This is a genomic window from Chelativorans sp. AA-79 (genome assembly GCF_029457495.1).
In the GTDB taxonomy this organism is placed as follows: domain Bacteria; phylum Pseudomonadota; class Alphaproteobacteria; order Rhizobiales; family Rhizobiaceae; genus Chelativorans.
In genome coordinates this window covers 906,582-931,465 of sequence record NZ_CP120361.1, presented here as the reverse complement: position 1 = coordinate 931,465, position 24,884 = coordinate 906,582, and the positions used below count along the sequence as shown (strand labels likewise).

Sequence of the window (24,884 nt, the reverse complement as noted above, 5' to 3'; positions counted from 1 at the left end):
AATCATCTGAAAATCTGGAGACGTTGATGACTGGCTTCACAATGCCGGCAGAGGAAGTCTTTGCGCCTCAGGACGCCGGGGGCGTCGAGCGCTCCGTCGTCAATCGCGATGCGCAGGTCTGGGGCACCGAAGTCGAGCGCGCCATCTTCGCCTTCAAGGCGAGTGGCGGCCTGATCTTCAAGACCAAGGCCGAGGCGGACGCCAATCTGGATTATGACTTCCCGACCGAAGCATGGGTCATTGCCGACCCCGTTGGCCCCAACAACGGCATCTATCAGAAGCAGGGCGCGTCTGGTGGAGGATCGTGGCTCCGCGTCGGCGATCTGCCCTACAGTTTCATCCGCGCAGCCAATGCCGGCGCAGGCACCGCGAATGCGATCATTGCAACGACGTCGATGCCCATACCGGCCGCGGATGGCGGGGCGCTGATCACCGTGCCGATCTTGCTGGACAACACGGCAGACGCGCCGACCATCCAGTTCAATGGCGATGCGCCGCTGATCGTCACGGATGCGCTGGGCAATTCTGTCGGGATCGGCGCGCTGATGGCCGGGATGCTAATGGCCGGCTATAAGGTCGGCAGCACGTTCCGCATGATCACCGGCCCGCGCGGGTGGTCGCCTTTGGTGCGCAGCGCGAGCGACGGCGACAGGCGTGTCGTGGAGGTTTATGACTGGGTCGGAGGTCAAGGGGCAAAGCCAACGGCCACTGGATATATCAGCCCGACCGGACTCACCTCGAACATCGCCAGCGCCACGGATTTCCGCGGCCCTCCTGGTCCGAGCGGGCCCGGCACAGGCGACATGCTCAAGAGCGTGTATGATCCGACCGGCGTGGAAGCAGATGCTTTCGACCGCGCCAATCATCACGGCCCGATTGTCTGGCCTGTGGCGGATCGGACGGAGCTGAAGGCGCTCAACACTGCGATTTTCTCGACAGCCTTCCTCAAGGAGGACGGCCGCGAGGGCACGTTCATCCTCAAATCCGGCTCGCCGCCTGTTACCGATACGCAGGAGGGCGTCTACGTCGTCAGCGACACGGCTGGATTTTATTGGGAGCGTCTTTGGGCGCTGCCAAGTGTTCGCTTCTTTGGGGCTACGCTTGACGGCTCAACCGAGGACAGCGCAGCCGTTCAAGGTGCGCTCAATGTGCTTGGAACTGCTTATATACCCTATACCTCGACGGGTTTTGTTGCCGGCGACATAACGCTTGATCGAAACCAGAAGATCATGGCGGAACGGAAGACTACCTGGAAGACGCCAGCCGCAGCGAATTACGCCGTGCGCGTTCTGCCTTACGCGGGTGATATCCCGGACGTGCAGGGTTTTTATGCGGTCATCGCGAACTTTCGCTTCGACCTCGAGGCGTCACCGACCTCCACAACCGCGATCCGCTTTGGCACATCGACCGGGGTGGTGTTTGGGTTTCGTGGCACCAATCTGGATTTCGCAAGCTGCGGCGAGGCGATCGGAGACGAGGCGCACGCTTCCTTCTATATCGTGGACGTCGAATTCCATGACTGCCAGTTCTTGCTCACCCGTGGACGGCAAATTTATTCCCGGCGTTCACGCGGCTTCATCACGTTCAGGGGATGTCATATTGACCACACGCAGAACACGCCGCCCGTTACGTGGGAGGGTGCTCGCTTCGAAGATTCTTTGGGGCTGGAGATCGAAAAATTCACCGTCACCGGCCCGGTGACGACGACACACCAGGCGTCGGCCACGGGCCTCGTCATCAATGGAGGCACGTCGGTATGGCTCAACCGGGTGTTGGTGGACAGCACGAGCGGCCCCGGTGTCCTGATCAACAATGTGGCCGACATCCAGTCCGTGATGCTCGATGTGTATGGAAACCTCGGGACGCCCGTCTATCTCAACAATGTCAGCAAGGGCAGCTTTTCCGTCGTGCGCGTGCGCGGCGGCATTGATCTCACTGGAGCAGCCGCCGGAGCAAACGGCATCACGCTTGAGGGATGTACGGATGTGGTGATGACCGGGGCGGAAATCGATGCGTGCACTGGTAATGGGCATGTGATGATAAGTTGCACCGACTGCAAGGTCATAGGCGGTCACGCCAAGGGCAATGGCGGCTACGGTTATGTCGAAGCTACGGCCGCGACCCGCAATCTGCGATCCGGAGTTGCCTCGATCGGCAACACCACAGGATCACTGGTTCAGATCGGCGCGCAGTCCGCAACAGTGAATTGGTGGGCGGCGGCAGGAGTATTCACCGATGCGACAGCAGGCGCAGCCACAATTTAGCTATCCTTGACGGTCATCGGCACTGTCGGTAATAACCTGCGCTCCCTCCTCCTATCAGATGAGTGCCCTTTTGCTCAAGCACGTCACTGTCATTCTGCCTATCGACTATCGCGGCGGATCGCTGCGCGTGGCGAAAACAATCGCCAGAATGATCAAGAGAGGCAGCATGGAAGCCGGCAATCCGTGTAGTGTTAGAATTGCGGCGCTGGAGGATAGATACGACCTGCACGCCGACTTTGGAGATGTCCGCGAAGAAGGGATTGAGGTTCGAGAGTTCGCGTGGGCGCACATCAGCAATCGTGAAGCCGAAACCATAGCCTTGGTGCAGCATAAATCGGTCGATCTCATGTCCCCTGATTTTCAGGTGCCAGTCGACGGTATCAATGACCTGATGGATTCTGACATCTGGTTGTTCGTCTCTGATCGGTTTAATCGCCCCCTTGCGCCTGTAAAGCCTTTCGTCGTTTTCGCCACTGACTATATCCAAAGATACGTTCCGGAGATATTTTCCAAGAAAGGAGGACGCACCGACGATCTACCGCTGTATCAGAGCGCCCGCATGGCGGATGCGGTCTTCACGACTACGCCTCACACGAGGTTGGACGCGATCTCGTTCGCAGGCATTCCCGCCGAAAGGGTCCATCTCGCACCGATGGATTTCGATCCGACATGGATCGCAGATGCCGAGCCACCAATCGACTTTTCTCGCTCAGCCTGCATTATCTGGCCAACCAACGCCAATGCTCACAAGAATCATGTCCGGGCTTTCGAAGCACTGATCCAGTATTACGAAAGGCTTGGCGGTCAACTTGATGTCAAGCTTGTCGGTCCAAACACGAAATGGATTGATCCGTCCTCCGGATTGCCTGACGCGATCAAGGATAACGATTATATTCGGGGTCTCAGGAAACAAGTCTCATCTTCCACAACGCTACACAGGCACGTCAACTTCGCCGGCGAACTGAGCGATGCTGCATATGCCAAAGCCCTCACTGAGGCACGGTTCCTTTGGAACCCCACCTTGTTCGACAACGGTACGTTCGCCGTAGCTGAGGCCGCTTGGTGCGGATGCCCGTCCCTCTCAAGCAATTATCCTCAAATGCGCTACATCGGCGAGCGATTTTCGATTCCGCTTGAGCTTTTCAACGCGCGGTCTGTCGATGAGATGGCGCAGGCACTCAAGTCGATGGAAACCAAGGCCCCTCAAGTGCGGAAAAATCTTCCCAGCCGAGATGCCCTGTCGCAGCATTCGTGGGAGCGCTACGCATCGCAGTACTGGGCTATCCTAAACGGGGCCTTGGCGCGATGAAGATCGGAATCTTCCTCGGCTATGGCCCGCGTCAGCTTGATCCTCATCAGGGGATATCGAGACTGATCACATTTATCATCAAGGGAGCAATCCAATCTCCCGATACCAAGGTGCTCATCGCGGGGTCTGGCTGGATCCGGGAGGGCATATACGAGATCCTGGATGACGCGGGGATACCTCGGTCGGCTGTCCAGATCGTTACGACAAGGGGAGAGCCGCCTGCGTTGCGGATCTTCGAGGCGATCAAGGGTATCCGCAACCGGCCGCGCAGGCCAAGGGACAAACTGCGCCTCGCGGAGCGCTTTATCATTCGCACGACCGAGATCGTCGCCGATTGGCTGGCAACGACGAACATCATCGTGTTTGCTGCCGGGGTTGCAGTGCTGTTCTTCATCGCATTGGCTCTAGCGGTGCCAGTTCTGGTCGCCATGGTATTCGTCCTGCTAGCACTGCTGGGTAGACGTGCAGTTCGTCGCGCTCTGAGTATGGGCACTCGTGGCATTTTCCGTAGAGCTGGACGTCTTTTGAGAAACAGCATCCGTGACGCCGGCCCGACCGAGCGCATCCGCGCCCGCGAGCTTTACCGCGTTGTCAAGATGGCAAACAGGCAAAAGGACATCAGCGTTTGGTATGTGCCGTCGATGTTCTGGCCCGAAGTATCCAGGCTTCGCGGGAAAGTCGTGATGGGTGCGCCCGACATCGTTTTCTATGAATTCCCCTTGCAGTTCAGGGACGAGAGCGCAAGAAGGGCGTTAAAGAGAATATCCGGTAGCGTGGCGGCTGCGGACCGCCTCATCTGCTATAGCGAACACGTGAAGCAGAAGCATCTAGTCGAGATGAACGATGTGCCTCCGGGGCGCGTTTCCGTCATCAGGCACGGCATCGTGGACATGAGGGGTACTGAAGATTTTGGCCGGGATGATGCGCTGAGTGTTCTCCATTCCTATATCGAGAAAAAGCACTATCAGCTTTTGCCTTACCTGCGCGGCTTCAGATTCGATGATGTCGAGTTCCTGTTCTATTCTTCGCAGCCGCGTCCGTATAAAAACATCGAGGGACTGACGAGGGTATTCGAGAGGATTCTTCGCGAGCACTACCGCCCCATCAAGCTTATTCTTACTGGCAATATTTTGGCTAACCAAAGAGTGAGTCGACTTGTCGAGAGTCGTGGGCTCGAAAAAGACGTGATAAGTCTGCCGAACGTTCCGAACAACGTGCTGGGGGCACTTTATAAGCTATCAGCCCTTTCGGTAACCCCGACGCAGTTCGAAGGCGGATTCCCCTTCACGTTTTCGGAGGCGTACTCAGTCGGAACACCATCTGTGATGAGCAGGATTCCGGTCGTGACCGAAATCGTCAAGGACGAGCGCTTGTTGGAGGCCATGACTTTTTTGCCTGAAGACCGCGAAGATATGGTGCGGAAGATCCTTTGGGGACTGGACAACCGTGATGAACTCCTGCGCTTACAGGCTCCTCTTTATGAGGAGTTGTCGAAGCGCACGTGGCGTTCCGTCGCCGGAGAGTATCTTGATGTCATGCGGGAGGTGGCAAGTGGCTGACAAACCCAGTATCGAAGAGACGTTACGTGCCCATCACGAACAGATCGTTCGCGTTCAGGCGGAATGCATGGCAACCCAAATCCTGCTGACAGGGCTGCTGATGCAAGTTCAGCAACTCGAAGTGGGGCCGTCCGTCCTGAAAAGCGCATTTGACTATGCATCGGATGTGGCTGTTGCCCAAGCTTCCCAGGGCGACAAAGCAACCAACTGTGAAGCACTCGTGGTCGGAATGCTCGATCACTGGCGCAATCTTTTCAAGGCGTAACCAGCATCACACCTCTGGCATGCACAGCCCCGCCATCGAGCGGGGTTTTTCTTTATCCGGAGCTTCCCATGATCAGATTGGGCCACCTCTCACGCGTCTGCGTTCGGCGTATCTGACCTATGCCCCATCATGGATTGTACTGTGCCCACCGGCGCGGCGATTCTGCGTGAACTGATCCAAACCATTGAAGAGGAAAGACCGATGACCCTTGGAAAAGGGCGTGCGGAAGCCATTGGCGACCGCGACATAGCGCTATTGGCCGATACGATCGGTTGCCACCCAGCGGACCTCGAAGCCATCGCGATCGTCGAAAGCAACGGCTTCGGATGGTTCAAGGACGGCAGGATGAAGATCCTGTTCGAAAAGCACTGGTTCTACCGGAACCTTGATGATGGGGCGAAGCGCAACACGGCCGTCAAGGCAGGCCTGGCGCGTAAGGCATGGATCGCGCCGAAGGACGGCGGATATAAGGACCAGTCCAATGCGGACGCGCGGTATCGGTTGCTGGCGCGCGCCATCGAGATCGATGAGGAGGCCGCGCTGCGCTCTATCAGCATGGGGAAGTTCCAGATCATGGGCTTCAACTATGCGCTGTGCGGGTTCGTCTCGGCAAAGCACATGTGGGCGCAGTTTCTGGACAGCGAAGCGAACCAGCTCCGCGCCCTCGCCCGGTTCCTCGACGGGAAGGACCTTTGGCCCGCGCTGCGCAGCCGCGACTTCGCCACCATCGAGAAAATCTACAACGGTGGCGGCTTGAATGGCCGCTACGCCGCCAGAATGGCCGAAGAGGCTGACAGGCTCCGCGCAGGGAAGTGGGCCGGCTACGAAACGGGTCAATTCGCCCCACAGAACGGCCGTGACGCGCCTCGGCCTTCACCTGCACCGCAACCGCCCAAAACGCCGGAACCCGAGCCCACGAGTCCCGCTGGCGGAAACACGGGCATCTTGGCGCTGCTATTCGCCGGCATCATAACCGGTGCCGTCGCGTTCTGGGAGTGGCTCTCCTCTCTGCCCTGCGACTGGCTCGGCATCTTCTGCCAATGACCCTGCAGCACGCCCTCCTGCTGATCGCCGCGGCGATTTTCAGTGCCGGGATGGCGTGCGGCTTCTCACTTGCACTTCTTAAAGGAGGCTGACCATGTGGCAGCGCATCAAGAACTTCTTTCTCGACAGCGAAACAATCTTCTGGGCTCGCCTGCAGAGCTTCATCGGCGTGCTCGCCACTGTCCTGGTCGCGATCGAGCCGACCATGATCGCACCTTATCTGCCGCCGGCATGGGTGCCGGCATGGTTCATCTTCAACGGGTTCGCCACGGAATACCTGCGCAAGAGGCGCGCGGCCGACCTTAGGCCGCAAGATCGGGACCCCGATTATAGCGGAGCGTCCTGATGCTCGGCCTGGGCACCTGGATCAAGCTCGGCGCCGCACTGGCGGTTCTGGCGGCGCTCGCCGTCTCCCACGGCGCGGCCTACCGCGCTGGGAAGTCCGCAGTCCTCGGCAAGCTCGCATCTGACCGCATCACCATCATGAAGGACGGGAGAAGGATCGATGAGGAAGTGCTTGGCGCTGACGATGGCGCTCTGTGCGCCCTTCTTGGCGGCTGCCTGCCAGACGAAGGCGGTCACTGAGCCGTGCGACGTGCTGGTGCCGATCAACCCGGCACCGGCCACCAACTCGTTCCTGATCGCGAATGACAGAGCGACGGCGATTGCCATCGCCCAGCACCGCGGTCGGTTCCAACTCTACCACTGTGGCGATTCATAACGGGAGCGGGGGAATTGAACTGGACAGACGTGAAGCTCATTGCGGCGATCGCGGGCGGCCTGCTGATCGCATTCCTTCTCTCTACGGCGAACACCGTCAAGGCGCGGGTAGCGAGCGTGGCATCGGGCCTCTTCTTCGCCATCTTCCTCACGGAGCCGCTCATCAACTGGGCCGGGCTCGAGTTCTCCGTCTGGCAATATGCCGTGGCCGGGCTCCTCGCCATGTCGGGTGACCGGCTCGCGCGCCGCATCATGCAACTCATCGACACGAGCAAGATCCAGATCACTGGAGGTCGGTCATGAGGCAGATGAAGACACCGAAGGCGCAAACGCGGCTGGACGTGGCGCTCCTGATCGCATGGGGCGTCTTCTTCCTCGCCGTCCTCGCCTCGAAAAGCCTATCGCATGAAGCGCCCACGGGCTGGACCTATCCATATGCGTGCTGCTCGAGCAACGATTGCCGCCAAGTGACCAGCGGGCCGACCGGACTCGTCCGCGAGGATGGGGCGGGATACCGCATCGCATCTACTGGCGAGCTCATCGCCCAATCCGACCCGCGTGTACGCCACTCCCCTGATGGGCTCTATCACTGGTGCTCCGTGGCCGGCGCAGACGACACACGCACGATTTGCCTGTTCGTTCCTCCCCCAAGTTTCTGAGATCACGCCGAGAGGCATGATCCGTGCCGGGCGGTTCCCGGTGACCGGTCAATCCCCGCCTGACTGGTCCGCATGACGCCTCCAGACTTGCCCCTCCTTGGCCTTCGGGCCGGGAGGGGTCCTTTTTGCGTTTGGAACCTACGGCGTTGGCCCGGGTTGAAGCGGCATGTCGCGTTATGACGAGAATTTCCAGGCTGCGTTGCCGCGCTCCGAGAGCATGGAGGGCGACGACCTGATGATTGCGGCCGTGACGCCAGAAGGCGCCGTCGTCATCACGGACGGAGAGCGCTCCGCGCATTATGTGCCGCACCAGGCGGAAGCGCTGAAAGGCACGAAGCTCCGGATCGTGCCCAAATATGTCGAAGCCGGATGGTTCTCGGAGGCGAACGTGGTCACCCTGACCGATGGAGCGCGGGAAGCCCTCTACGTGCCGGCTCGGCAGACGCCAACAGCCTAGTGCTGCGTTTTGGCTGCCGGATGTGTCGGCCAGAGCGCTTCGTTGATGCGTTCCATGTCGCGCGCGATGCTGCGGCAGTGCTCGCGCTCTTCTTCGGTCGCCATGTCCCAGGTCTTTTGATGTACGCCCATGCAGAGGAGGCGCAACTGGCGGTCATCTTTCTCTGGCATCCTTCTTCCTCCGGTTTCAGGTGCGCATCTCGCCGGCGTAGAACGATTCCGGGCTGTTCAGGATCTCCGCAAGCTCAAGAGCATCGTGCCGATCGAGGGCGCCCTGTGGCTCTTCTTCATTGGCATAGGTCTTGCCGGTGGCGCGGTCGACCACCCGCCACATGCCTGGGTGATCATCGTCCGGCATCGCGACATACCTGTCTCGCATTCCCAGCTCCATATCCTTCTTTGCCGCGGCCCCCGATGTATAGGCCGCTGACAAGCGGATCTCCCCTCCCTTGTGTCCGCAGCGCTGGCAGACCAGAGCGCGCGTGAAAGGGCTGTCGGCCGCAAGAACATAGCTCGGCCCGAGCCTCTTTCTCAAGGCTTTGAGGTCGAGCGCGTTGGAACGGCTGCAGTGTGGCCAGCGCCCGCAGTAGGCCGTGACGTGATACTCGAAGTCGATGAGATCCTGGATGGTGCTGATGAAGTGCGGCATCGGCTCAGCCTCCTATGCAAGGCCATTTGCCACCTTCAACTGCTCTTGCCGAGCACGTGCTGCAACCGGCCGACCGCCTTCTCCAAAACATCGGCTGCCTGCTTGTTGATATAGACGCTGATTTCACCGTCGTCCGTCTCGAAGGTGAGCACTCCGAGCGTTGCGCCGGCATCGTCCTCCACCTGGCCGATTTGTATTCCAGTGGGCACGTAGGGTTCGTTCTTCAGCATGACGCCTCCTTGCTCATAGCAGCCCCGGCTGGTTTTCATTCGACGCGACCTGGTCGAGCTTCTTCTCGAGGCCGTCATCCGGCACGGCCGGCGCGTCGACGATCTTCAGCATGTGATCGGGCAAGGGGCGTTGCAGGGCCCGAGCCTCCTCCCAGGGCGCTGTCATCCACGTCTCGATCTCCTCCCTCGAGGTGAGGATCGCGGGCATGGCCTTCGGGTGGATCGGACCGACGATGCCGTTCGCGTCCGTCGTCAGGAAGCCGAAAAGATCGATGCAGATCCGGCCTTCCTTCACCTTTCGGACCGACTCCCAGTCCGGAACCCATATGCCGGCGAAGAAGGCGAGCGGACGTTCATCGCTCAAGGCGAACCATGCGTTCGGGATCGGCCCTCCGTTGGCCCTGGCAGGATCCGGCTCGGCAAAGCTGGTGAAGGGAACGACGCAGCGGTTCGGCACGCCGAGCCATCGCGCCCAATGCTTGCTGTCGACGCGGCGCACATTGGTCGTGCCGCGATCGGGCTCCATCTTCAGCAGGTCGTCGAAATCGAAGTCCTTGCCCTTGGCGCGAAGCTTGTCGGCGCGCTTCTTCGCTGCCTGAAACAGCGCCTGGCTGGAGGAGGGCAAGCCCCACCGCACGCGCACCAGTTCGCGTTCGCCATCCCTGCCGTTCCTGACGATCGGCGCCGGCGTATCGGGATAGACCTGAATGGATGGTTCCAGATTGCCGGCCAAGTCCCTGATGAACAGCGAGAATTGCCGGATCGCTTCATGATTGGTGGTGGCGTTGTAGAGATTGCACACGGGCTTGCTCCTCGCGTATTCGGCCGACAGTGAACGAAAACGGAACAAAAGAGTCAAGGGGCTCTTGACGCGCGAGGAATTTGTTCCTCTTTCATAGGGCATGCAGATAGAGACGCTGTGGGATGCATGGGTCTATAGCGTGCGCATCGAGATGCGATGCGCCGGCGGGAAAGGTGATGGCCTGAAGAAGCATCGGGAATGCGCCTATTCGGCCACGTTGGACCTATCGACCCTCCTCTGCACGCGCGGCCCCAACTTCCCCGTCGCACGCCTGGGCGAGCGGCTCATGTGCCCGATGTGCTATTCGCGGAGGGTGCGCGTGCTGATCTCGCTGCCATCGAACGCCTCGGCGCAAAGGGCGCGAGCGGCGCGATAAGGGAGCACGGGACACATAGTTCCCTCTAGGTCCAGGGAACCTGAAAACCGGAACGCAGAGGGAACCCCATGCCGGAAATGCCCTTGCGCGTAGTGCCCTTTTCTCGGCATTCTGCGTGGTTCAGGCACGGGAACAATGTTGACATCGTAGGGGTCACAGGTTCAATCCCTGTCACGCCCACCATCCGGTCCCTGACCCAAGATCTTGAACGAGCCTGGTTCTGCGTCGTGCGCCTCGCTGGCGGGCAGGACGTCGTCTTGGGCGGCGGATCGGCTATTTGTCCGTCATGATCCCGTTGCTGACGGGCTCATGACGGTGCGGCTCGAGGTCCACCTTCGGCAGCAGGAAGAGCCAGGTCACGAACACGAAGGCAGCAGTGAAGGTCGGTATGCCGACCGGGGCGACCGCCGCGTTCAGGGCACCCTGTACGATTATGGAAAAGACCGTTCCGAGCAGTGCGAACAGCGCCACACGCCAGGACGGCCGAAAGAACACGCATCCCAGGGCGATCGCGGTGAGAACCGGGCTGAAGCCATAGAGACCGCTGCCTATCTCGGCGGCGCTCGCCCCCAGAGCTGAAGCCCCGAGCACACTCACCGTCGAGCCGATGATCGCAAGCCCGGCCGCCCAGGGCGAGCTGACGAGGAGTGCTGCGACAAAGATCACGCCGGTGATGCCGTTGTCGATCAGGAACACCTGCGAAATGCCTCGGAAGCAGGCGCTGAAGAGAAGGCCGGCCGACAGGTCGGCGCCCGCTGCGGAAGAGCCGGGTGCGACCGGCAACTGAGGCGGCCCCATAATGCCGATCGGCAAATGTCCGAACGAATAGGCTGCAAGGACCAGAAACCACGTCGTCAGCACGAAGGGGAAGGTCAGGGCGGGAATGCCCCATGGTTTCGTCACGTGGCTGACCGCAAGCATTGCGATGGTCGAGACCGCAGCACCGATGACAAGGAGAAACCAGGCCGCCGGCCCCATCACAAGGAAGGTCGGGACCGCAGCACCGACCAGGATGCCGTTGAAGCCGAACAGGCCATGCTCGAGAGAGGTCTTGTCGGAGCGAAGAAGCATGGCCGTCAGCGTTGCCGCCACCAGCCCGACGACGGCGCCGATGGCGGGTTCCGGATCGCCGGCAGCGATCGCTCCCCAGACTATGCCGATGATGAAGAGCAAGCCGGTCAATGGATTATTCTGCAGCATCACCTGACCGGCGCCGCGCAGATGGATGTCGACGAGCCTGAGAGCATAGCTGCGTCCGATGATCTTCTCCCACCAGGCCGCCATCCGGTTCATGTCCTCTACTCCCACAGGAATTCTTCGGGAACGGGAATGCCCTTCACTTCGAGGCGGACGCACGACCAGAACGCCCGAACCCTTGCACGGACAATCTGCGTTTCCGTGCCGAGCACCTTGAAGATCAGTCCGGCGTTGTTGGGCAGACGGCTCACCCCCGCGGCCCACCCCTCCCTTTCGCTGAATACGGGTTCGACCTGCTCGAAGAGGCGATCGGCTTGCTCCTTCGGGGTCAGGAGGAGCACATTGGCGAACACGTCGAACCTGTCCATGACGGCGAGGTTGCGGATGTCCATCCGGCACGGCTCGATGACGAACTTCTCCGAGAACAGGGCCTCGCCGTCGAGCCTTTCGGCCTGGACGGCCGCTGAAAAGAGCTCATAGGCGAAGATCTCGCCGCCGCCGTAGTACTTTCTCCCCGGCATGAGGATTTCGGAATAAAGCAGCGTCGCGGTGGGATCGAGCCGGATGCGCGTATGGCTGACAAAGCGCGAATTTTTGTGCGGGATAACGGGCAGCGGCAGATATTCGAGATAGGCGTTGGCGGCCAACGTAATGTCCTGGGTCTGCGAGGCGAAATTCGCATCCATTTCATGGATCTTTGTTGCCGCCTGCGTGGTGATATGCGCCTCGGCGCCCTCTGCCAGATCGATGTCGATCGCGTAACGGTCACCCTGGAGAATGCCGCCGGCATTGGAGATGATGGAAACGCAGGGCAGTCTCGGCATCTCGTCGTCCCAGTAGAGCGCCTGCTGCACCAGGAGCGGCGCCCGGCGGCCGAGCTCGACGAGCGCGGTCCGTTCCCCCCGGCGCGCAAAGCCGAGCTGCAAGGAAGCATTCTTGCCAAGTCCGCCACTCGGCAGCTGTCTCGGCTCGTCGCAGTAACGCGACAGCTCCGGTGCGCGGATCTGCAACACGCGCCTTATTCCGCAGGCACGGCGAGATCGAAGAGCACGTTCTCACGGATCAGGCGAACCAGTTCCGGGATGCCCTCCCCCGTCTTGCAGTTGGTGAAGATGAACGGCCTGTCTCCGCGCATCAGCCGCGAGTCGCGGTCCATCACGTCTAGGCTGGCATCCACATGGGGCGCCAGATCGGTCTTGTTGATCACCAGGATATCGGACTGCGAGATCCCCGGCCCGTTCTTGCGGGGGATCTTGTCCCCCGCCGCCACATCGATGACATAGATGAAGAAATCGATGAGCGCCGGGCTGAATGTCAGGGTCAGGTTGTCTCCGCCACTCTCGATCAGGACGAGATCGGTGTCGGGGAAACGGGCCTCCATTTCCTCGACGGCAGCCAGGTTCATGCTCGGATCCTCCCGCACCGCGGTGTGTGGGCATCCGCCGGTCTCCACACCGATGATGCGGTCCTCGATCAATGTGCCTTTCAGCGTGCGCTGCACATGCTTGGCATCCTCCGTCGTCACGATGTCGTTCGTGACGATGAGGATCTTCAGGCCCATTTTGATGAGCAGCGGGGTGACCGCCTCGACGATGGCTGTTTTCCCGGAGCCGACCGGCCCCCCGACCCCGATTCGGGCTATCTTCTTCATCACCTCTCCCCTCAGTTCATGAACATGCGGATGTGGGCCTTCAGGTGCACGGCGGCCAGAATATCGGCGGCCGGCGCAAAGCCTTTCATGTCGTCGAGCGTGTCGGTGCGGATGTGCTCATACGCCTCCTCGACCGTCGCATTCACTTCGAACAGGATCGCCTGGGTCTCGAGGAACGTGATGCGCATCAGGCGAAGGGCCGCACCGAGGATCATGGAAGCCACGCCGTACTGGTGCGCCGCAAAGGCATGCCGTGCGTCGATATCGAATCCGCTCGTCACCAGCGCGAGGCCAATGGGAAAGGTGCCGGGTGCCTGGCGCCCCCGGACCATTTCCATCCAGTCGGCCAGCGGCCGCGTCCGGACGATATGCTCGCCCAATTCGCCCAGTTTCCGGCCCATGCGCACGGCCATCGTCCGCGTCTCTTCATTGAGCTTGCGCTGGTGGGCGGCATGGTCGGCTGCCACGATCAGGCCCATGTCTTCTGCCTGGGCAGCGCGGTGCGCCACGAGAAGGGCCACACCGTCGAGGGTGGCTGCCTGACGTGTCGCAGCCAGGACGAATGCCTTGAGGGAACCGGCGTCGTGGACGACCCCCTCCTGGATTGCCGACTCGAGCCCGTTCGAAAAGGTGAAGGCACCGACCGGCAAGGCCGAGTCGGAGAACTGGACGAGTTGCAGCAGTCTTACCAGGTCGCCCATGGCAGAAGCCTAAGGGTGAGGATGGTGATCGGCGTGGGAATGGGAGACACCTTCAGCGCCCCCGAACAGCCGGCGCGCCTCATGCGGCGCTAGATAAGGGATGGCCTCGGCCCCCGGCACGAATTCGAACGTGACACCGGCGAAGGCGTGGGTCCGCATGACCGAGCTCATGACCTTCTGGTCGATCGTCAGGGGAACGAACACCTTCTCGCCTTTGACCACCGCCGGCCAGTGCTGGTTTCCAAGCGCATGGCCGAGTTCCAGGCAGGTGCCGAGGATGTTTTGCGGTGACTGCGCCGCGACCCCGCCGAGATCGATCACCATGACCGATTTCAGATTGGTCTTGACGACGACGGCATAAGCATCCGCCTCGTTCCACACCAGGACGTCCCCATCATGGAGATGCGTGTTGCGGTCGAGGGCGATCGCGATCTCCGCGTCCCGGGCAATGCGCTTGCGAAGACGATTCTTCTGCGCCTCCCACTGGTCGAGCACGAGCCAGTCGATATGGGCCGCCTCCAGCCGCTGCTTCCAAAGAGATTCCTGCGCGTTGCCGAGAACGGATTCTATCAGGATCATTCCTCGCCCCCTTAGCTGAAGAAGTAAAGTTGGTTGAGCGCGATGCTCTTTGGCGGCTCGACCGTCGCATGCACGCCATCCACCTTGACCGCGAAGGTCTCCGGGTTGACGTCGATTTTCGGCAGATAGGCGTTACGCACCATGTGCTCCTTGCCGAGTACACGCGTGTTCTCGACCGGCATCACCATGCGTTGCAGTTCATACGTCTCTTTCACGCCGGCGTCGTAGGCAGCCTGCGAAACGAAGCTGATGCAGGTCTTGGGCAGGGCCGTGCCGTGCGCGCCGAACATCGCACGGTAATACATAGGCTGCGGGGTGGGCAGCGAAGCGTTGGGATCGCCCATATTGGCCCAGGCGATCATGCCGCCCTTGATCACCATTTTCGGCTTGGCGCCGAAGAAGGCCGGCGACCACAGAACGAGATCGGCGATCTTGCCGGGTTCGACGGAGCCGATCACATGCGAGAGGCCCGCGGCGATCGTCGGATTGATCGTCACCTTCGCCAGATAGCGTAGCACGCGGAAATTGTCGTTGCCGGGTGCATCCTCCGGAAGCTTGCCGCGCGCCCGCTTCATGGCGTCGGCCGTCTGGAAGGCGCGCAGGAAGTTCTCGCCGATACGGCCCATCGCCTGCGAGTCGCTGCCGATGATGGAGATCGCGCCCATGTCGTGGAGCACGCTTTCGGCGACGATCGTCTCGCCGCGAACGCGGCTTTCGGCAAAGGCCACATCCGAGGGGATGTTCGGATTGAGGTTGTGGCAGACCATGATCATGTCGAACAGTTCCGCCACCGAGTTCACGCCGGCCGGCAGGGTCGGGTTGGTCGAGCTCGGCAGCACGTTTCGCTGGCCCACGACCTTCAGAAGGTCGGGCGCATGGCCGCCGCCGGCACCCTCGCTGTGGAACGTATGGATCGTCCGGCCATCGAAAGCGGCGATCGTATCCTCGACGTAACCGGCTTCGTTCAAGGTGTCCGTGTGGATGGCGACGGAGACGTCGTATTCGTCCGCGATGGTCAGGCAGGAGCGGATGGTCGCCGGCGTCGTGCCGTAATCCTCGTGGATCTTGAAGCCTGCGGCACCCGCCTTCAGCTGCTCGACGAGAGGTGCGACCCCCGTTGAATTTCCCTTGCCGCAAAAGCCGACATTGATCGGGATGTTCTCGATCGCCCGCAGCATCATTTCCATGTTCCACGGGCCGTTGACGGAAGTCACCCCGTTCGATCCGTCGGCCGGGCCGACGCCCCCGCCCCAAAGCGTCGTGATTCCGTTGCTGAGCGCAGCGTAGGTCTGTTGCGGGGCGATGAAGTGAACATGGGTATCCATACCGCCGGCGGTCAGGATCAGATGCTCGCCCGATATCGCGTCGGTCGAGCCGCCGGTCGTAAGACCCGGTGTCACGCCGTCCATGGTGCTGGGGTTGCCGGCCTTCCCGATGCCGACGATCCTGCCGTTCCGGATGCCCACATCGGCCTTCACGATACCCAGCATGGGCTCGAGGATCGTCACATTGGTGATGACCAGGTCCAGGCAGCCCGCCTCCTGGGTCAAGAGGCTGTCGGATCCCATGCCGTCGCGCAGCGTCTTGCCGCCACCATATTGGAGCTCGTCTCCATAGACGGCGCGCAGGTCCTTTTCGATTTCCACGTAAAGGTCGGTATCGCCCAGGCGAATCTTGTCGCCGACCGTCGGGCCGTAGAGATCGGCGTATTGGCGGCGCGATATCTGTGTCATTCCCTCTCTTCCTCGATTCGTGGGGCTCAAGCGCTCCAGAACACTCACGAAGTGGTCTTGAAGCCCCGTTCGCGCGCACGCCGCACGGCGGTCTCATGGTTCGGCCGGTAGTTCGGCGCCGGCCCCTCCCCGGTCCAGCCGTCAACCAGGTTGTTGAAGCCATAGGCGAACCGCTTGCCGCCGAACGGCACGACGGTGACGTCCTTTTCGTCGCCCGGCTCGAAACGGATGGCGGTGTTGGCGGGGATATCCAGCCGCATTCCGAAAGCCGCGGCCCGGTCGAAGGCGAGATACCTATTGACCTCGAAGAAATGGAAATGGGAACCGACCTGGATCGGCCGGTCGCCCGTGTTGCGCACCTTCAGCTTCACGCGCGGGCGCCCCGCATTGAGCTCGATCGGCGTTTCGGCGAGCGCGTAGCCGCCGACCGGCGTGGCGGCGCCGGGCTTCTGCGGGCCGGCCTTGGCTGCTGCCGGGCGCTTCGCGGGTCCTGATCCGGGCATTGGCTTTGCTCCTACTGGATTGGCTTGTGGAGCGTCACAAGCCGGCTGCCGTCCGTGAAGACGGCTTCGATCTGGATCATCGGTATGAGATCGGCGACGCCGGGCATCACGTCTTCAATGCTCAGCACCTTGCGGGCGCCCTTCATGACGTCCTCGAGTTGCCGTCCCTCCCGGGCACCATCGAGAACATAGGCCGACAGCACGGCGACGGATTCGGGGTGATTGAGCTTGATTCCCTTGGCTTTCCGCTTCAGCGCGATTTCGGCCAGCGAGTAGGTCAGAAGCTTGTCGAGTTCTCTCGGCGTGAGATGCATGGTGAAACTCTCGAAGGGTTGCGATCGACCGGCGGTCAGGCGCTCGCGCACCTGGCGTCGATTCGAGTTCAGAGCATGCCGGTGAGGACACCCAGACCGGCGACCGTCATCAGGCCGCCGGCAACACGGATCAGGGCAGGCTTGCGCCGCTCCCCCGCCCGGCCGATCAGCATTCCCGCGGCGATGCCGCCGAGGTGCAGGAGCGCCGTCGAAGACACGAAGCCGAGCGCATACCCAAGAGCATTCGTGCTCACCGGCATTTCGGCGCCATGCGCATGGCCATGAAAGATCGCGAAGACACCGACGACGGCCATGGCGATCACGAGCGGTGCGGCTATGCCAAGCGCAATCGCTCCTCCAAGCAACACGACCGAGAGCGCTATGCCCAACTCGACATAGGGCACGTTGATTCCGGCAACGCCCAAAGCGCCGCCTGCCACCATGAACAGGACGAAGGTAAGGGGAACGAGCCAGAGCGCACGGCCGCCGATCTGGTAGGCAAGGATACCGACCGCGACCATCGCCAGCATATGATCGATGCCAGTGAGAGGATGGATGAAGCCGTGAGAAAAGCCCGTTGCCGCTCCGGCTCCGGAGTGAGCCAATGCGATCGATGGATCAGATGCCGCAGCGGCTGCTACAATCAACCAGACTGCCATTGATTTCAGCTTCATCGAAATCTCCATCGGCCAGGAATCATGAATCCAAATATATGGAAGGTAATGATCTATTTTCACATTCGCTTCACAGCAGTATCGGAAATGCGTATTCTGACATAGAAATGAATTGGTTTTAGTTTATTATTATTTCTTACGTCTGACGGTTTATTATTACATCTCCGATTCGCCGTTTGAGGCAGAGCTGGTCTCGTCTTCTGCTTCACCGCACCCGGTGATCTGCGAGCTGGTGAGGAGGACATGCAGCCTGACTGCGGCCTTCCACTGGCGAGTCACCGCAGCGCTCCGGAAGGGATTTCGGGGCGAGGGAGGCGCGGCGCTTCCGGACCAGGATTCGGCCGGCATTTCTTGTCCTCAAAGCGGACCAACTCCGTCGACGAGCCTGCCCGTCGGACCCCGCGCACTTGTTAACCGTTTTTCAGATCAACTTGAAGCTGCACCGCAAGCAACAGATTGACTCAATGTTGTCGGCACCGTAACAACTTCTGCGGGGTTACTTGGGGCGGTTGCGGACGCTCGGGGGATTGATGAGTCATGTCACACCGTCTCTGACGAAGGACGGGCACCACGGGGGGTGGCGGACATTTACGCGATTTCCGGGTCGCCGAGCTTGTCTCGGCAATCCGGGCTCGCCGCCGTTGTCCGAAGAACATGGAGTGGACGAGGCGGGCTCCCGCTTGTCCGTAAAGCCGTCATCGCGGCGGCTCCGGAACGGCGAAGGCCAGGTGGTCCTCCTGCAGGGGCCCGTGGGGCCGTTCTTCCGCCACCTTCAGCATGCTCTCGAAGCGGCCGGCCTATCCTGCTGGCGCATATCGTTCAATGCAGGCGACCGCGTGTTCGCGCCGCGACGGAAACGCATCGACTTTCGCGGCGGAGTTCTCCTCTGGGAGTTGTGGTTCAGGCGTTTCCTCGTTGATCACGATATAGACTGCATCATCCTTTTCGGCTGCGGACGCCCGTTCCACGCGATCGCCCGGCGGCTGGCCCGAGAGGCAGGCATCAGGGTCGTCTCCCTGGAGGAAGGCTATATCCGGCCCGGCTTCGTGACGATCGAAAGCGACGGCAACAATGCGGAATCGCCGATCGCGGGCCTGTTGCCGCCCGAGGGCTTCTTGCCCGCGGCGGAATCGCCTCGCAAGGACTTCCACGGCTTCCGCGCGATGTGCCTTTACGGCGCGATATACTATATCGCACGGACGGTCTTCAGCCTGCCGTCGGAGCGGCATCAGTTCCACCGTCGGTTCTCGGCGATCCCCGAAGCGTTCTCCTGGATCCGCAACGCCTGGCGCAGGTCCGTGAACCGGAATTCGGATTTCCTCACGATCGAAAGCCTGCTGGAGCATTACGAGCGCAACTACTTCCTGGTCGCCCTGCAGGTAGCCTCCGACGCGCAGATGAGGGCGGCCGCGCGCGGCTGGTCGACGCCGCGCCTCATCCGGGAGGTGCTGGCGTCCTTCGCCCGCTCGGCGCCGAAGAATCTCCGCCTCGCCTTCAAGATCCATCCTTTGCAGCGCGGCCACGGCAACGAGCGCGAATTCATTCTCAGAGAAGCCGAGGCCCTGGGCGTGGCCGATCGGGTCGACGTCTTCTGCACCGGCTCCATCGGCCTCATGACCCGCCACGCGGCGGGCGTGATCACGATCAATTCGAGCTCCGGCCTTTCAGCGATCCATCACGGCGTGCCCCTGCTGGTGGTCGGCGACGCTCTTTATGCCAATGAAGCGCTGGCGACCTGCGCGCGGGGCCGGCCGGATTTCGACGCCTTCTGGACATCGGGAAAGGTTGCGAGCGGCGAATTGCGCCGCCGCTATCTTGCCTGGATCCGCCAGACATGCCTGAAGCCGGGCGATTTCTACGCCAGAGGTGGAATGCCCGCCGCATGCGCGGGAGTGCTGGAGACGATCCCGGTCACAACCGGCGAACCGGTTGCTGATGTCGACCTGGTCGAGGCCGGAACCCTGTCCGGGAGCACGGCATGACCGTACGTATTGCCCCCTTTCAAGCCCTTCGGCGATCGTTCTCCGGGCTGGTCCTCCTCCTCCTGCTTTCGGCCTGCTCGACGCTGCCGGGCCAGGGCCCCACGGCGATGGACATCGCCCTCGGCGAATCGAGCAATTCGCTGCCGATGGACAACTATATCCTGGTGCGGCTGGATTCGGCCGAGATCAGCAAGATCAACAGCTTCGTCCCGCCCGCCCAGGAGGGGAAACTCGTCGCCACCCTCGGCGGAGCCCGTCCCATAACGGTCGGCGTGGGCGACACGCTTGCGGTGAACATATGGGAGGCGTCTCCGGACGGCCTCTTTTCCACGGCCGAAAACAAGCAGGTTTCGCTGCAGGTGGTCGTCGACGGCACGGGCGAGATCTTCGTGCCCTATGCCGGCAATATCCGCGCCGCAGGCCGCAGCGTGGAGGCGCTGCGCCGCGCGATCCAGCAGAGCCTCGAGGGGCAGGCGGCCGAGCCCCAGGTCCAGGTGCTCGTCGCCGAAAACAAGAGCAACAATGTCGTGGTCGTGGGCGATGTCGCAAAAGCCGGCCATTTTCCGCTGCCGGCGCAGGGCCTGCGGCTGATCGAGGTGATCGCCCAGGCCGGCGGCACGCGGGCGCCGGCCTACGAGACTGTGGCGAGCGTCACACGCGGGGCGGGCAGGGTGACCCTTCGGCTCCACGACGTCGTCAGTTCGCCCGAGAACAACATCTGGCTGGCGCCCGGCGACACCGTTCTGGTCAAGCACGAGCCGAGAACCTATTCGGCCTTCGGCGCGGTGGCGTCGAGCGGTCTCGTTTCCCTGAAGACGGAAACCGTGACCCTGGCCGAAGCGCTCGCCCAGGTGGGTGGCCTGCGCGACAACACGGCCGACATGGGCGGCGTCTATCTCTTCCGCTTCGAGGATGCCGAGCTCATGCGCTGGCTCACCAACTCGGACCAAAAGAGCAGGGTCCCGCTCGCCCATGGCGGCACGGTGCCGGTCGTCTATGCCTTGGACTTCAAGCGGCCCTACGCGTTCTTCGTCGCCCAGGAATTCCGGATCCGCGACAAGGACATCCTTTACGTCGCCAACCATCCGACGGCCGAATTCGGGAAGTTCCTGGCAACCATCGTCCAGCCGCTGCTCGGGACGGCCCGCAGCGCAACCACATTGACGCAGTGACCGATGAGAGCCAGGCATCAAGGAAGCGACGGGACCTCCAGCCGATGACGGCGGCCATGGGTCCATACGGAAGCTCTGCCGGTATGATCCCGGCCTCACGCGGCATTGCGCGCATTCCCCACCTCCATGCGTTCCTGGAGGAGGATGAACGGGCCGTCCTCGGCTGGGGCATGAAACGCTCGGGAAGGCGCGCGCGCGAAATCGCCGCGCGGAAGCGCCTGCCGTTCCTGCTGCTGGAGGACGGTTTCCTGCGATCGGTAGAGCGCTTCGATCCTCCGCTTTCCATTCTCATGGACGATCTGGGCATCCACTACGACGCATCGTCCCCGTCCCGGCTTGAGAAACTCGTGACCGAGCCGCTCGGCGCGAGCGAGGAGCGCCGCACCACCCGGCTCGTCCAGAGCTGGAGAGAGGGCCGGGTCTCCAAATACAACCATGCGCGCGAATACGAGGGCGCGTTGCCGCGCCCCTTCGTGCTCGTTGTCGACCAGGCATTCGACGATGCCTCGGTCAGGCACGGGCGGGCCGACGCATCCTCCTTCGCCAGGATGCTGCAGGCCGCGATCCGTGAAAATCCGGGATGCACCGTCCTCGTCAAAACCCATCCCGACGTCGTGGCGCGCGGAAAACGCGGCTATTTCGACCCGCGCATGCCATCGGCCGATCCGCGCGTCGGGATCGTCGCCGCGGATTGCCATCCGGTGCGGCTTATCGAGGAGGCGGAGGCGGTCTATACCGTCACCTCGCAATTGGGCTTCGAGGCGCTCATCTGGGGAAAGCCGGTCCGCTGCTTCGGGCTTCCATTCTACGCCGGCTGGGGCCTTACGGAGGATGACCTGCCTCCTCCCGGCCGGCGGTCCCCCGTTTCTCTTGCACAGCTCGTGCACGCGGCGCTAGTCCGCTATCCCCGCTACCGGGACCCCCACGGGGCGAAACCGGCCGAGGTGGAGACGGTGCTTGCGCACATCGCCCTGCAAAGGCGGATGCGCGCCCGGTTCGCTCCGTCCGTTCACGCTCTCGGTTTCTCCTGGTGGAAACAGCCGATCCTCAAGCGCTTCCTGGCCGGATCGGAGCTGAAATTCGTTCGCAGGCCGTCATCCGTTCCCTCCGGGGCGACGGTCGCCGTGTGGGGCCGCCACGCGCCCGCGAAGCTGCCCGCCGATGCGCGCATCATCCGGGTGGAGGACGGCTTCCTGCGCTCCGTTGGCCTCGGGGCCGACCTGACGCAGCCCCTTTCCTGGATCTGCGACGACGAGGGCATCTATTACGATGCGTCCAGCCCATCGAGACTCGAACGGCTCCTATCGGAGGCCGATTTCGACGACGCTCTTCTGGAGCGCGCGCGCAAGCTCCGCCGCGCCATCGTCGAAGCGGGACTGACGAAGTACAATCTCGAGGCGCCGGGCTGGACGCGTCCCCGCGATGCTTCCCGCGTCATTCTGGTGCCCGGACAGGTGGAGAGCGACGATTCGATACGCTTCGGCGCGCCGCTGATCAAGACCAACCACGAACTCCTCTGCGCCGTGCGCAGCGTCAATCCGGAAGCCTATATCGTCTACAAGCCGCACCCGGACGTGGCGGCCGGCCTGCGCCGAGGGAAGCACCGTCAGGACCGCTGGCGAGCCCTTTGCGATGAGGTGCTGGCCTCCGCCGACATGGCGCAACTGCTCGGGCAGGTGGACGAGGTTCACACGCTCACCTCGCTGGCGGGCTTCGAAGCCCTGCTGCGGGACCGCACCGTGACCTGTTACGGCCAGCCCTTCTATGCCGGCTGGGGCCTGACTGCCGACATCGCGCCGATCGAGCGCCGCAAGCGGCGCCTGAGTCCGGATGAACTCGTCGCCGGCTGCCTCATTCTCTATCCCGCTTACCTGAGCCGCTTCTCGGGCCGTTTCGTCACGCCTGAGGAAGCGGTCGGCGAACTGGGCGCATGGCGGGCAGCAAGCCGCGGGGAGCCTTCTCTTCCCCGCAAATTGCTGCGGCCGTTGCTCGCGGCGCGAAGATTGATTGCAGAAGAGTTCGGCAAAGCCGCTCCCCACACCTCCCAGGCAGAAGACATGGAGGCGAGCCGTGGCGGAGGATAATACGGTGCGGCTCGTGCCGAGGCCCGGCTTCGAAAAGGGCGAAGCGCTCTCCCTTTCCGAAGGTGAGCGCTCCCGGCGGAAGCCGCGCCGCCGGCTGCTCGCCGCCTCATTCCTCCTGTGCGTGCTCCTTCCCGCGCTGCTTGCGGCCGCGTATTACGCCTTCATAGCGTCCGACCGTTACGTGGCCGGCGCAGGCTTTGCCGTGCGCGGCATGGATTCCAGCATGGGAACCGACTTCCTGGGCGCCTTTACGGGCCTTGCCAATGTCGGCTCCACCGCATCCGATTCCTATATCCTGCTCGAATTCCTGGAGAGCCGCGATCTCGTGGAAAAGCTGGAACGGGCTTTCCCGCTGCAGGCGGCCTATAGCGGGCCTGTCGCCGACTTCCTCTACCGGCTCGATCCCGAGCTCGACATAGAGCATAGGGTAGAATACTGGGCGGATCGCATCCACACCACGTTCGACAACAATTCCGGCATCGTCACCTTCCGGGTGGAGGCCTTCCGGCCCGAGGATGCGGCGCGCATCGCGGAATTGGTGCTGTCCTATTGCAAGACGCTCGTCAACGAACTGTCCGCCAGCGCCCGCGCGGACGCCGTCGCCTATGCCGAGGGGGAGGTGGAACGCGCCGAAGCCCGGCTGCGCGCCGCGCTGGAGGAGCTGCGCCGGTTCCGCGTCGAGGAGAACGCGCTCGATCCCGGCCGCATCGCGCAGCTTCAGATCGAGATCGTCGGCGGCCTCGAGAAAGAGCTGGCCGAGACCCGCGCACGCATCTCCGCCCTCCAGGGTGCAGTCGACAGCAACTCGCCGGCTATGCGCACCCTGCGCCGTCACGCCGAAGCGCTCGAGAAGGAAATCGCGGACATGAATGTGCAGGCAAGTCAGGGCGGGAGCGCGGAAGACCCTTCTGCCCTCTCGGGCCTGCTCGCCGCTTACGAAACCCTGGAGGTTGAACGCAATTTCGCCCAGCAGGCCTATACATCCGCGCTCTCCTCCCTCGAAAGAGCGCGCGTGGAGGCCGACCGGCAGCAGCGCTATCTTGCCGTCTATTCCCAGCCGCTCGTGCCGGAATACCCGCTTTATCCCCGGCGGCTTCTGAACAGCTTGCTGATCCTCGCCGCGCTGGCCCTCGTCTGGGGGATAGGCGCGCTGGTTGCATATTCCGTGCGCGACCATGTTTCGTGAGGGCATCATGCAGGCAGCGATTGCAACCCAGCTTCGCGTGATCGGCGCTTTGGTGCTGCGCGAAACGCGCGCGACGTTCGGCACCTCCCAGATCGGCTATCTCTGGGCCATTATCGTACCGGCAGCGGGCACGATGATCCTCGTCCTCCTGTTCTCGGCGATCGGCCGCCATCCCCCCTTCGGAGCAAGCCTTGCGCTGTTTTTCGCCACGGGCCTCCTGACACTCGAATTCTTCAACAAGTTGGGCGATTCCCTGATGACGGTGTTCGAGGCCAACAGGGCCTTGACTGCATACCCTCTCATCAAGGGAGCTGACTTTCTCTTTGCGCGAGCCATCCTGATCGCGGCGACCTATGCCCTGATCATGAGCCTCTTCTTCTCGGCGCTGATTGCCCTCGATCTCGCCGATGTCCCGGCTCACCCGATGGACCTGATGGAGGCCTTCTCGGTCACCCTCCTGCTTGGTTTCGGCTTCGGCGCGACAAATGCCGTGCTCGTTTCGCTGTGGGACAGCTGGCGGCATGTGGAGAAGATCCTCACCCGTCCCCTCATCTTCGTATCAGGTGTGTTCTATGTGCCGAGCGCCCTGCCCACGCGTGTCATCGACTGGATTTCATGGAATCCCGTCTTGCACGCGGTGGAGTGGCTAAGGAGCGGCTATTACGTCAATTATGACACCCGCGTGCTCGACAAGACCTATATCCTCGCCGTGGCGCTCTGCCTCACCTTCGCCGGCCTTGCCGGCGAGCGCCTCACCCGCAGCCGGAGGAACTGA

28 protein-coding genes are annotated in these 24,884 nt (G+C 62.1%); 15 read left to right on the top strand and 13 right to left on the bottom strand.

The annotated features are described in order from the left end of the window. Nucleotides 1-26 precede the first annotated feature (26 nt). The 10 genes from PVE73_RS04740 (at nt 27) to PVE73_RS04695 (ending at nt 8,277) form a co-directional block, all read left to right on the top strand. On the top strand, nt 27-2,264 hold the full coding sequence (locus PVE73_RS04740; RefSeq protein WP_277365838.1) for a hypothetical protein: 2,238 nt from the start codon (nt 27-29) through the stop codon (nt 2,262-2,264). 70 nt (nt 2,265-2,334) lie between these two features. Continuing rightward, nucleotides 2,335-3,573, top strand: coding sequence for a glycosyltransferase (locus tag PVE73_RS04735; protein WP_277365837.1), 1,239 nt, complete (start codon nt 2,335-2,337; stop codon nt 3,571-3,573). Further along, complete coding sequence (locus PVE73_RS04730) at nt 3,570-5,132, top strand: glycosyltransferase (protein WP_277365836.1); 1,563 nt, start codon at nt 3,570-3,572, stop codon at nt 5,130-5,132. The genes PVE73_RS04735 and PVE73_RS04730 overlap by 4 nt, the downstream gene beginning before the upstream one ends. Continuing rightward, complete coding sequence (locus PVE73_RS04725) at nt 5,125-5,397, top strand: hypothetical protein (RefSeq protein ID WP_277365835.1); 273 nt, start codon at nt 5,125-5,127, stop codon at nt 5,395-5,397. The genes PVE73_RS04730 and PVE73_RS04725 overlap by 8 nt, the downstream gene beginning before the upstream one ends. Nucleotides 5,398-5,538: 141 nt before the next feature. Then, nucleotides 5,539-6,441 carry an N-acetylmuramidase family protein gene (locus PVE73_RS04720; protein ID WP_277365834.1) on the top strand — a complete coding sequence of 301 codons (903 nt, stop codon included), beginning with the start codon at nt 5,539-5,541 and terminating at the stop codon, nt 6,439-6,441. A 94-nt stretch (nt 6,442-6,535) separates the two neighbouring features. After that, nucleotides 6,536-6,787, top strand: coding sequence for a hypothetical protein (locus PVE73_RS04715; protein WP_277365833.1), 252 nt, complete (start codon nt 6,536-6,538; stop codon nt 6,785-6,787). Next, nucleotides 6,787-7,026, top strand: a complete 240-nt coding sequence (locus PVE73_RS04710) for a hypothetical protein (protein ID WP_277365832.1) — start codon at nt 6,787-6,789, stop codon at nt 7,024-7,026. Before PVE73_RS04715 ends, PVE73_RS04710 begins: the two co-directional genes overlap by 1 nt. A gap of 150 nt (nt 7,027-7,176) precedes the next feature. After that, on the top strand, nt 7,177-7,464 hold the full coding sequence (locus PVE73_RS04705; RefSeq protein ID WP_277365831.1) for a hypothetical protein: 288 nt from the start codon (nt 7,177-7,179) through the stop codon (nt 7,462-7,464). Beyond that, nucleotides 7,461-7,820, top strand: a complete 360-nt coding sequence (locus PVE73_RS04700; RefSeq protein WP_346772396.1) for a hypothetical protein — start codon at nt 7,461-7,463, stop codon at nt 7,818-7,820. The genes PVE73_RS04705 and PVE73_RS04700 overlap by 4 nt, the downstream gene beginning before the upstream one ends. A 166-nt stretch (nt 7,821-7,986) precedes the next feature. Beyond that, entirely contained in the window at nt 7,987-8,277 is a 291-nt protein-coding gene (locus PVE73_RS04695) for a hypothetical protein (protein WP_277365830.1), read from the top strand. Here PVE73_RS04695 and PVE73_RS04690 read toward each other — a convergent pair. The 13 genes from PVE73_RS04690 to PVE73_RS04630 form a co-directional block, all read right to left on the bottom strand. Beyond that, nucleotides 8,274-8,447 (bottom strand): hypothetical protein, encoded by a 174-nt coding sequence (locus PVE73_RS04690; protein ID WP_277365829.1) that lies wholly within the window; start codon nt 8,445-8,447, stop codon nt 8,274-8,276. The genes PVE73_RS04695 and PVE73_RS04690 overlap by 4 nt on opposite strands. A 16-nt stretch (nt 8,448-8,463) precedes the next feature. Then, nucleotides 8,464-8,925: a hypothetical protein gene (locus PVE73_RS04685; RefSeq protein WP_277365828.1), complete on the bottom strand. Its 462-nt coding sequence runs from the start codon at nt 8,923-8,925 to the stop codon at nt 8,464-8,466. A gap of 35 nt (nt 8,926-8,960) precedes the next feature. Then, on the bottom strand, nt 8,961-9,155 hold the full coding sequence (locus PVE73_RS04680) for a hypothetical protein (RefSeq protein ID WP_277365827.1): 195 nt from the start codon (nt 9,153-9,155) through the stop codon (nt 8,961-8,963). A gap of 13 nt (nt 9,156-9,168) precedes the next feature. Next, entirely contained in the window at nt 9,169-9,957 is a 789-nt protein-coding gene (locus PVE73_RS04675; protein ID WP_277365826.1) for an SOS response-associated peptidase, read from the bottom strand. 649 nt (nt 9,958-10,606) lie between these two features. Further along, a complete protein-coding gene (gene yut, locus PVE73_RS04670; RefSeq protein ID WP_277365825.1) occupies nt 10,607-11,626 on the bottom strand; it encodes an urea transporter in 1,020 nt (339 codons plus the stop codon). A 5-nt stretch (nt 11,627-11,631) separates the two neighbouring features. Beyond that, nucleotides 11,632-12,540: an urease accessory protein UreD gene (locus PVE73_RS04665; protein WP_277367348.1), complete on the bottom strand. Its 909-nt coding sequence runs from the start codon at nt 12,538-12,540 to the stop codon at nt 11,632-11,634. An 8-nt stretch (nt 12,541-12,548) separates the two neighbouring features. Continuing rightward, nucleotides 12,549-13,181: an urease accessory protein UreG gene (gene ureG, locus PVE73_RS04660; RefSeq protein WP_277365824.1), complete on the bottom strand. Its 633-nt coding sequence runs from the start codon at nt 13,179-13,181 to the stop codon at nt 12,549-12,551. 11 nt (nt 13,182-13,192) lie between these two features. Beyond that, complete coding sequence (locus tag PVE73_RS04655; RefSeq protein WP_277365823.1) at nt 13,193-13,882, bottom strand: urease accessory protein UreF; 690 nt, start codon at nt 13,880-13,882, stop codon at nt 13,193-13,195. A 9-nt stretch (nt 13,883-13,891) separates the two neighbouring features. Further along, the gene (gene ureE / locus PVE73_RS04650; protein ID WP_277365822.1) at nt 13,892-14,461 is read right to left on the bottom strand and encodes an urease accessory protein UreE; all 570 of its coding nucleotides are present in this window, start codon (nt 14,459-14,461) and stop codon (nt 13,892-13,894) included. An 11-nt stretch (nt 14,462-14,472) separates the two neighbouring features. Then, on the bottom strand, nt 14,473-16,194 hold the full coding sequence (locus PVE73_RS04645) for an urease subunit alpha (RefSeq protein ID WP_277365821.1): 1,722 nt from the start codon (nt 16,192-16,194) through the stop codon (nt 14,473-14,475). Between the two features lie 44 nt (nt 16,195-16,238). Next, entirely contained in the window at nt 16,239-16,697 is a 459-nt protein-coding gene (locus tag PVE73_RS04640; protein WP_277365820.1) for an urease subunit beta, read from the bottom strand. An 11-nt stretch (nt 16,698-16,708) separates the two neighbouring features. Continuing rightward, nucleotides 16,709-17,011: an urease subunit gamma gene (locus PVE73_RS04635; RefSeq protein ID WP_277365819.1), complete on the bottom strand. Its 303-nt coding sequence runs from the start codon at nt 17,009-17,011 to the stop codon at nt 16,709-16,711. A gap of 68 nt (nt 17,012-17,079) precedes the next feature. Beyond that, on the bottom strand, nt 17,080-17,685 hold the full coding sequence (locus tag PVE73_RS04630; RefSeq protein ID WP_277365818.1) for a HupE/UreJ family protein: 606 nt from the start codon (nt 17,683-17,685) through the stop codon (nt 17,080-17,082). A 659-nt stretch (nt 17,686-18,344) separates the two neighbouring features. On the opposite strand from PVE73_RS04630, the gene PVE73_RS04625 reads away from it, so the two are divergent. The 5 genes from PVE73_RS04625 (at nt 18,345) to PVE73_RS04605 (ending at nt 24,884) form a co-directional block, all read left to right on the top strand. Next, nucleotides 18,345-19,667 carry a capsular biosynthesis protein gene (locus tag PVE73_RS04625; RefSeq protein WP_277365817.1) on the top strand — a complete coding sequence of 441 codons (1,323 nt, stop codon included), beginning with the start codon at nt 18,345-18,347 and terminating at the stop codon, nt 19,665-19,667. Beyond that, nucleotides 19,664-20,839 (top strand): polysaccharide biosynthesis/export family protein, encoded by a 1,176-nt coding sequence (locus PVE73_RS04620; RefSeq protein WP_277365816.1) that lies wholly within the window; start codon nt 19,664-19,666, stop codon nt 20,837-20,839. Before PVE73_RS04625 ends, PVE73_RS04620 begins: the two co-directional genes overlap by 4 nt. Nucleotides 20,840-20,922: 83 nt before the next feature. Further along, nucleotides 20,923-22,923 carry a capsular polysaccharide biosynthesis protein gene (locus PVE73_RS04615; protein ID WP_277365815.1) on the top strand — a complete coding sequence of 667 codons (2,001 nt, stop codon included), beginning with the start codon at nt 20,923-20,925 and terminating at the stop codon, nt 22,921-22,923. Continuing rightward, nucleotides 22,910-24,109, top strand: a complete 1,200-nt coding sequence (locus tag PVE73_RS04610; protein WP_277365814.1) for a lipopolysaccharide biosynthesis protein — start codon at nt 22,910-22,912, stop codon at nt 24,107-24,109. The genes PVE73_RS04615 and PVE73_RS04610 overlap by 14 nt, the downstream gene beginning before the upstream one ends. A 7-nt stretch (nt 24,110-24,116) precedes the next feature. Next, on the top strand, nt 24,117-24,884 hold the full coding sequence (locus PVE73_RS04605) for an ABC transporter permease (RefSeq protein ID WP_277365813.1): 768 nt from the start codon (nt 24,117-24,119) through the stop codon (nt 24,882-24,884).

What these genes read in the sequence shown, in the direction of transcription:
- PVE73_RS04685 (WP_277365828.1), bottom strand. Translation starts at nt 8,925, where the DNA reads ATGCCGCACTTCATCAGCACCATCCAGGATCTCATCGACTTCGAGTAT.
- PVE73_RS04680 (WP_277365827.1), bottom strand. Translation starts at nt 9,155, where the DNA reads ATGCTGAAGAACGAACCCTACGTGCCCACTGGAATACAAATCGGCCAG.
- PVE73_RS04615 (WP_277365815.1), top strand. Translation starts at nt 20,923, where the DNA reads ATGATCCCGGCCTCACGCGGCATTGCGCGCATTCCCCACCTCCATGCG.
- PVE73_RS04695 (WP_277365830.1), top strand. Translation starts at nt 7,987, where the DNA reads ATGTCGCGTTATGACGAGAATTTCCAGGCTGCGTTGCCGCGCTCCGAG.
- PVE73_RS04640 (WP_277365820.1), bottom strand. Translation starts at nt 16,697, where the DNA reads ATGCCCGGATCAGGACCCGCGAAGCGCCCGGCAGCAGCCAAGGCCGGC.
- PVE73_RS04690 (WP_277365829.1), bottom strand. Translation starts at nt 8,447, where the DNA reads ATGCCAGAGAAAGATGACCGCCAGTTGCGCCTCCTCTGCATGGGCGTA.
- PVE73_RS04740 (WP_277365838.1), top strand. Translation starts at nt 27, where the DNA reads ATGACTGGCTTCACAATGCCGGCAGAGGAAGTCTTTGCGCCTCAGGAC.
- PVE73_RS04715 (WP_277365833.1), top strand. Translation starts at nt 6,536, where the DNA reads ATGTGGCAGCGCATCAAGAACTTCTTTCTCGACAGCGAAACAATCTTC.
- PVE73_RS04635 (WP_277365819.1), bottom strand. Translation starts at nt 17,011, where the DNA reads ATGCATCTCACGCCGAGAGAACTCGACAAGCTTCTGACCTACTCGCTG.
- PVE73_RS04645 (WP_277365821.1), bottom strand. Translation starts at nt 16,194, where the DNA reads ATGACACAGATATCGCGCCGCCAATACGCCGATCTCTACGGCCCGACG.
- ureG (WP_277365824.1), bottom strand. Translation starts at nt 13,181, where the DNA reads ATGAAGAAGATAGCCCGAATCGGGGTCGGGGGGCCGGTCGGCTCCGGG.
- PVE73_RS04710 (WP_277365832.1), top strand. Translation starts at nt 6,787, where the DNA reads ATGCTCGGCCTGGGCACCTGGATCAAGCTCGGCGCCGCACTGGCGGTT.
- PVE73_RS04730 (WP_277365836.1), top strand. Translation starts at nt 3,570, where the DNA reads ATGAAGATCGGAATCTTCCTCGGCTATGGCCCGCGTCAGCTTGATCCT.
- ureE (WP_277365822.1), bottom strand. Translation starts at nt 14,461, where the DNA reads ATGATCCTGATAGAATCCGTTCTCGGCAACGCGCAGGAATCTCTTTGG.
- PVE73_RS04620 (WP_277365816.1), top strand. Translation starts at nt 19,664, where the DNA reads ATGACCGTACGTATTGCCCCCTTTCAAGCCCTTCGGCGATCGTTCTCC.
- PVE73_RS04630 (WP_277365818.1), bottom strand. Translation starts at nt 17,685, where the DNA reads ATGAAGCTGAAATCAATGGCAGTCTGGTTGATTGTAGCAGCCGCTGCG.
- PVE73_RS04605 (WP_277365813.1), top strand. Translation starts at nt 24,117, where the DNA reads ATGCAGGCAGCGATTGCAACCCAGCTTCGCGTGATCGGCGCTTTGGTG.
- yut (WP_277365825.1), bottom strand. Translation starts at nt 11,626, where the DNA reads ATGAACCGGATGGCGGCCTGGTGGGAGAAGATCATCGGACGCAGCTAT.
- PVE73_RS04700 (WP_346772396.1), top strand. Translation starts at nt 7,461, where the DNA reads ATGAGGCAGATGAAGACACCGAAGGCGCAAACGCGGCTGGACGTGGCG.
- PVE73_RS04655 (WP_277365823.1), bottom strand. Translation starts at nt 13,882, where the DNA reads ATGGGCGACCTGGTAAGACTGCTGCAACTCGTCCAGTTCTCCGACTCG.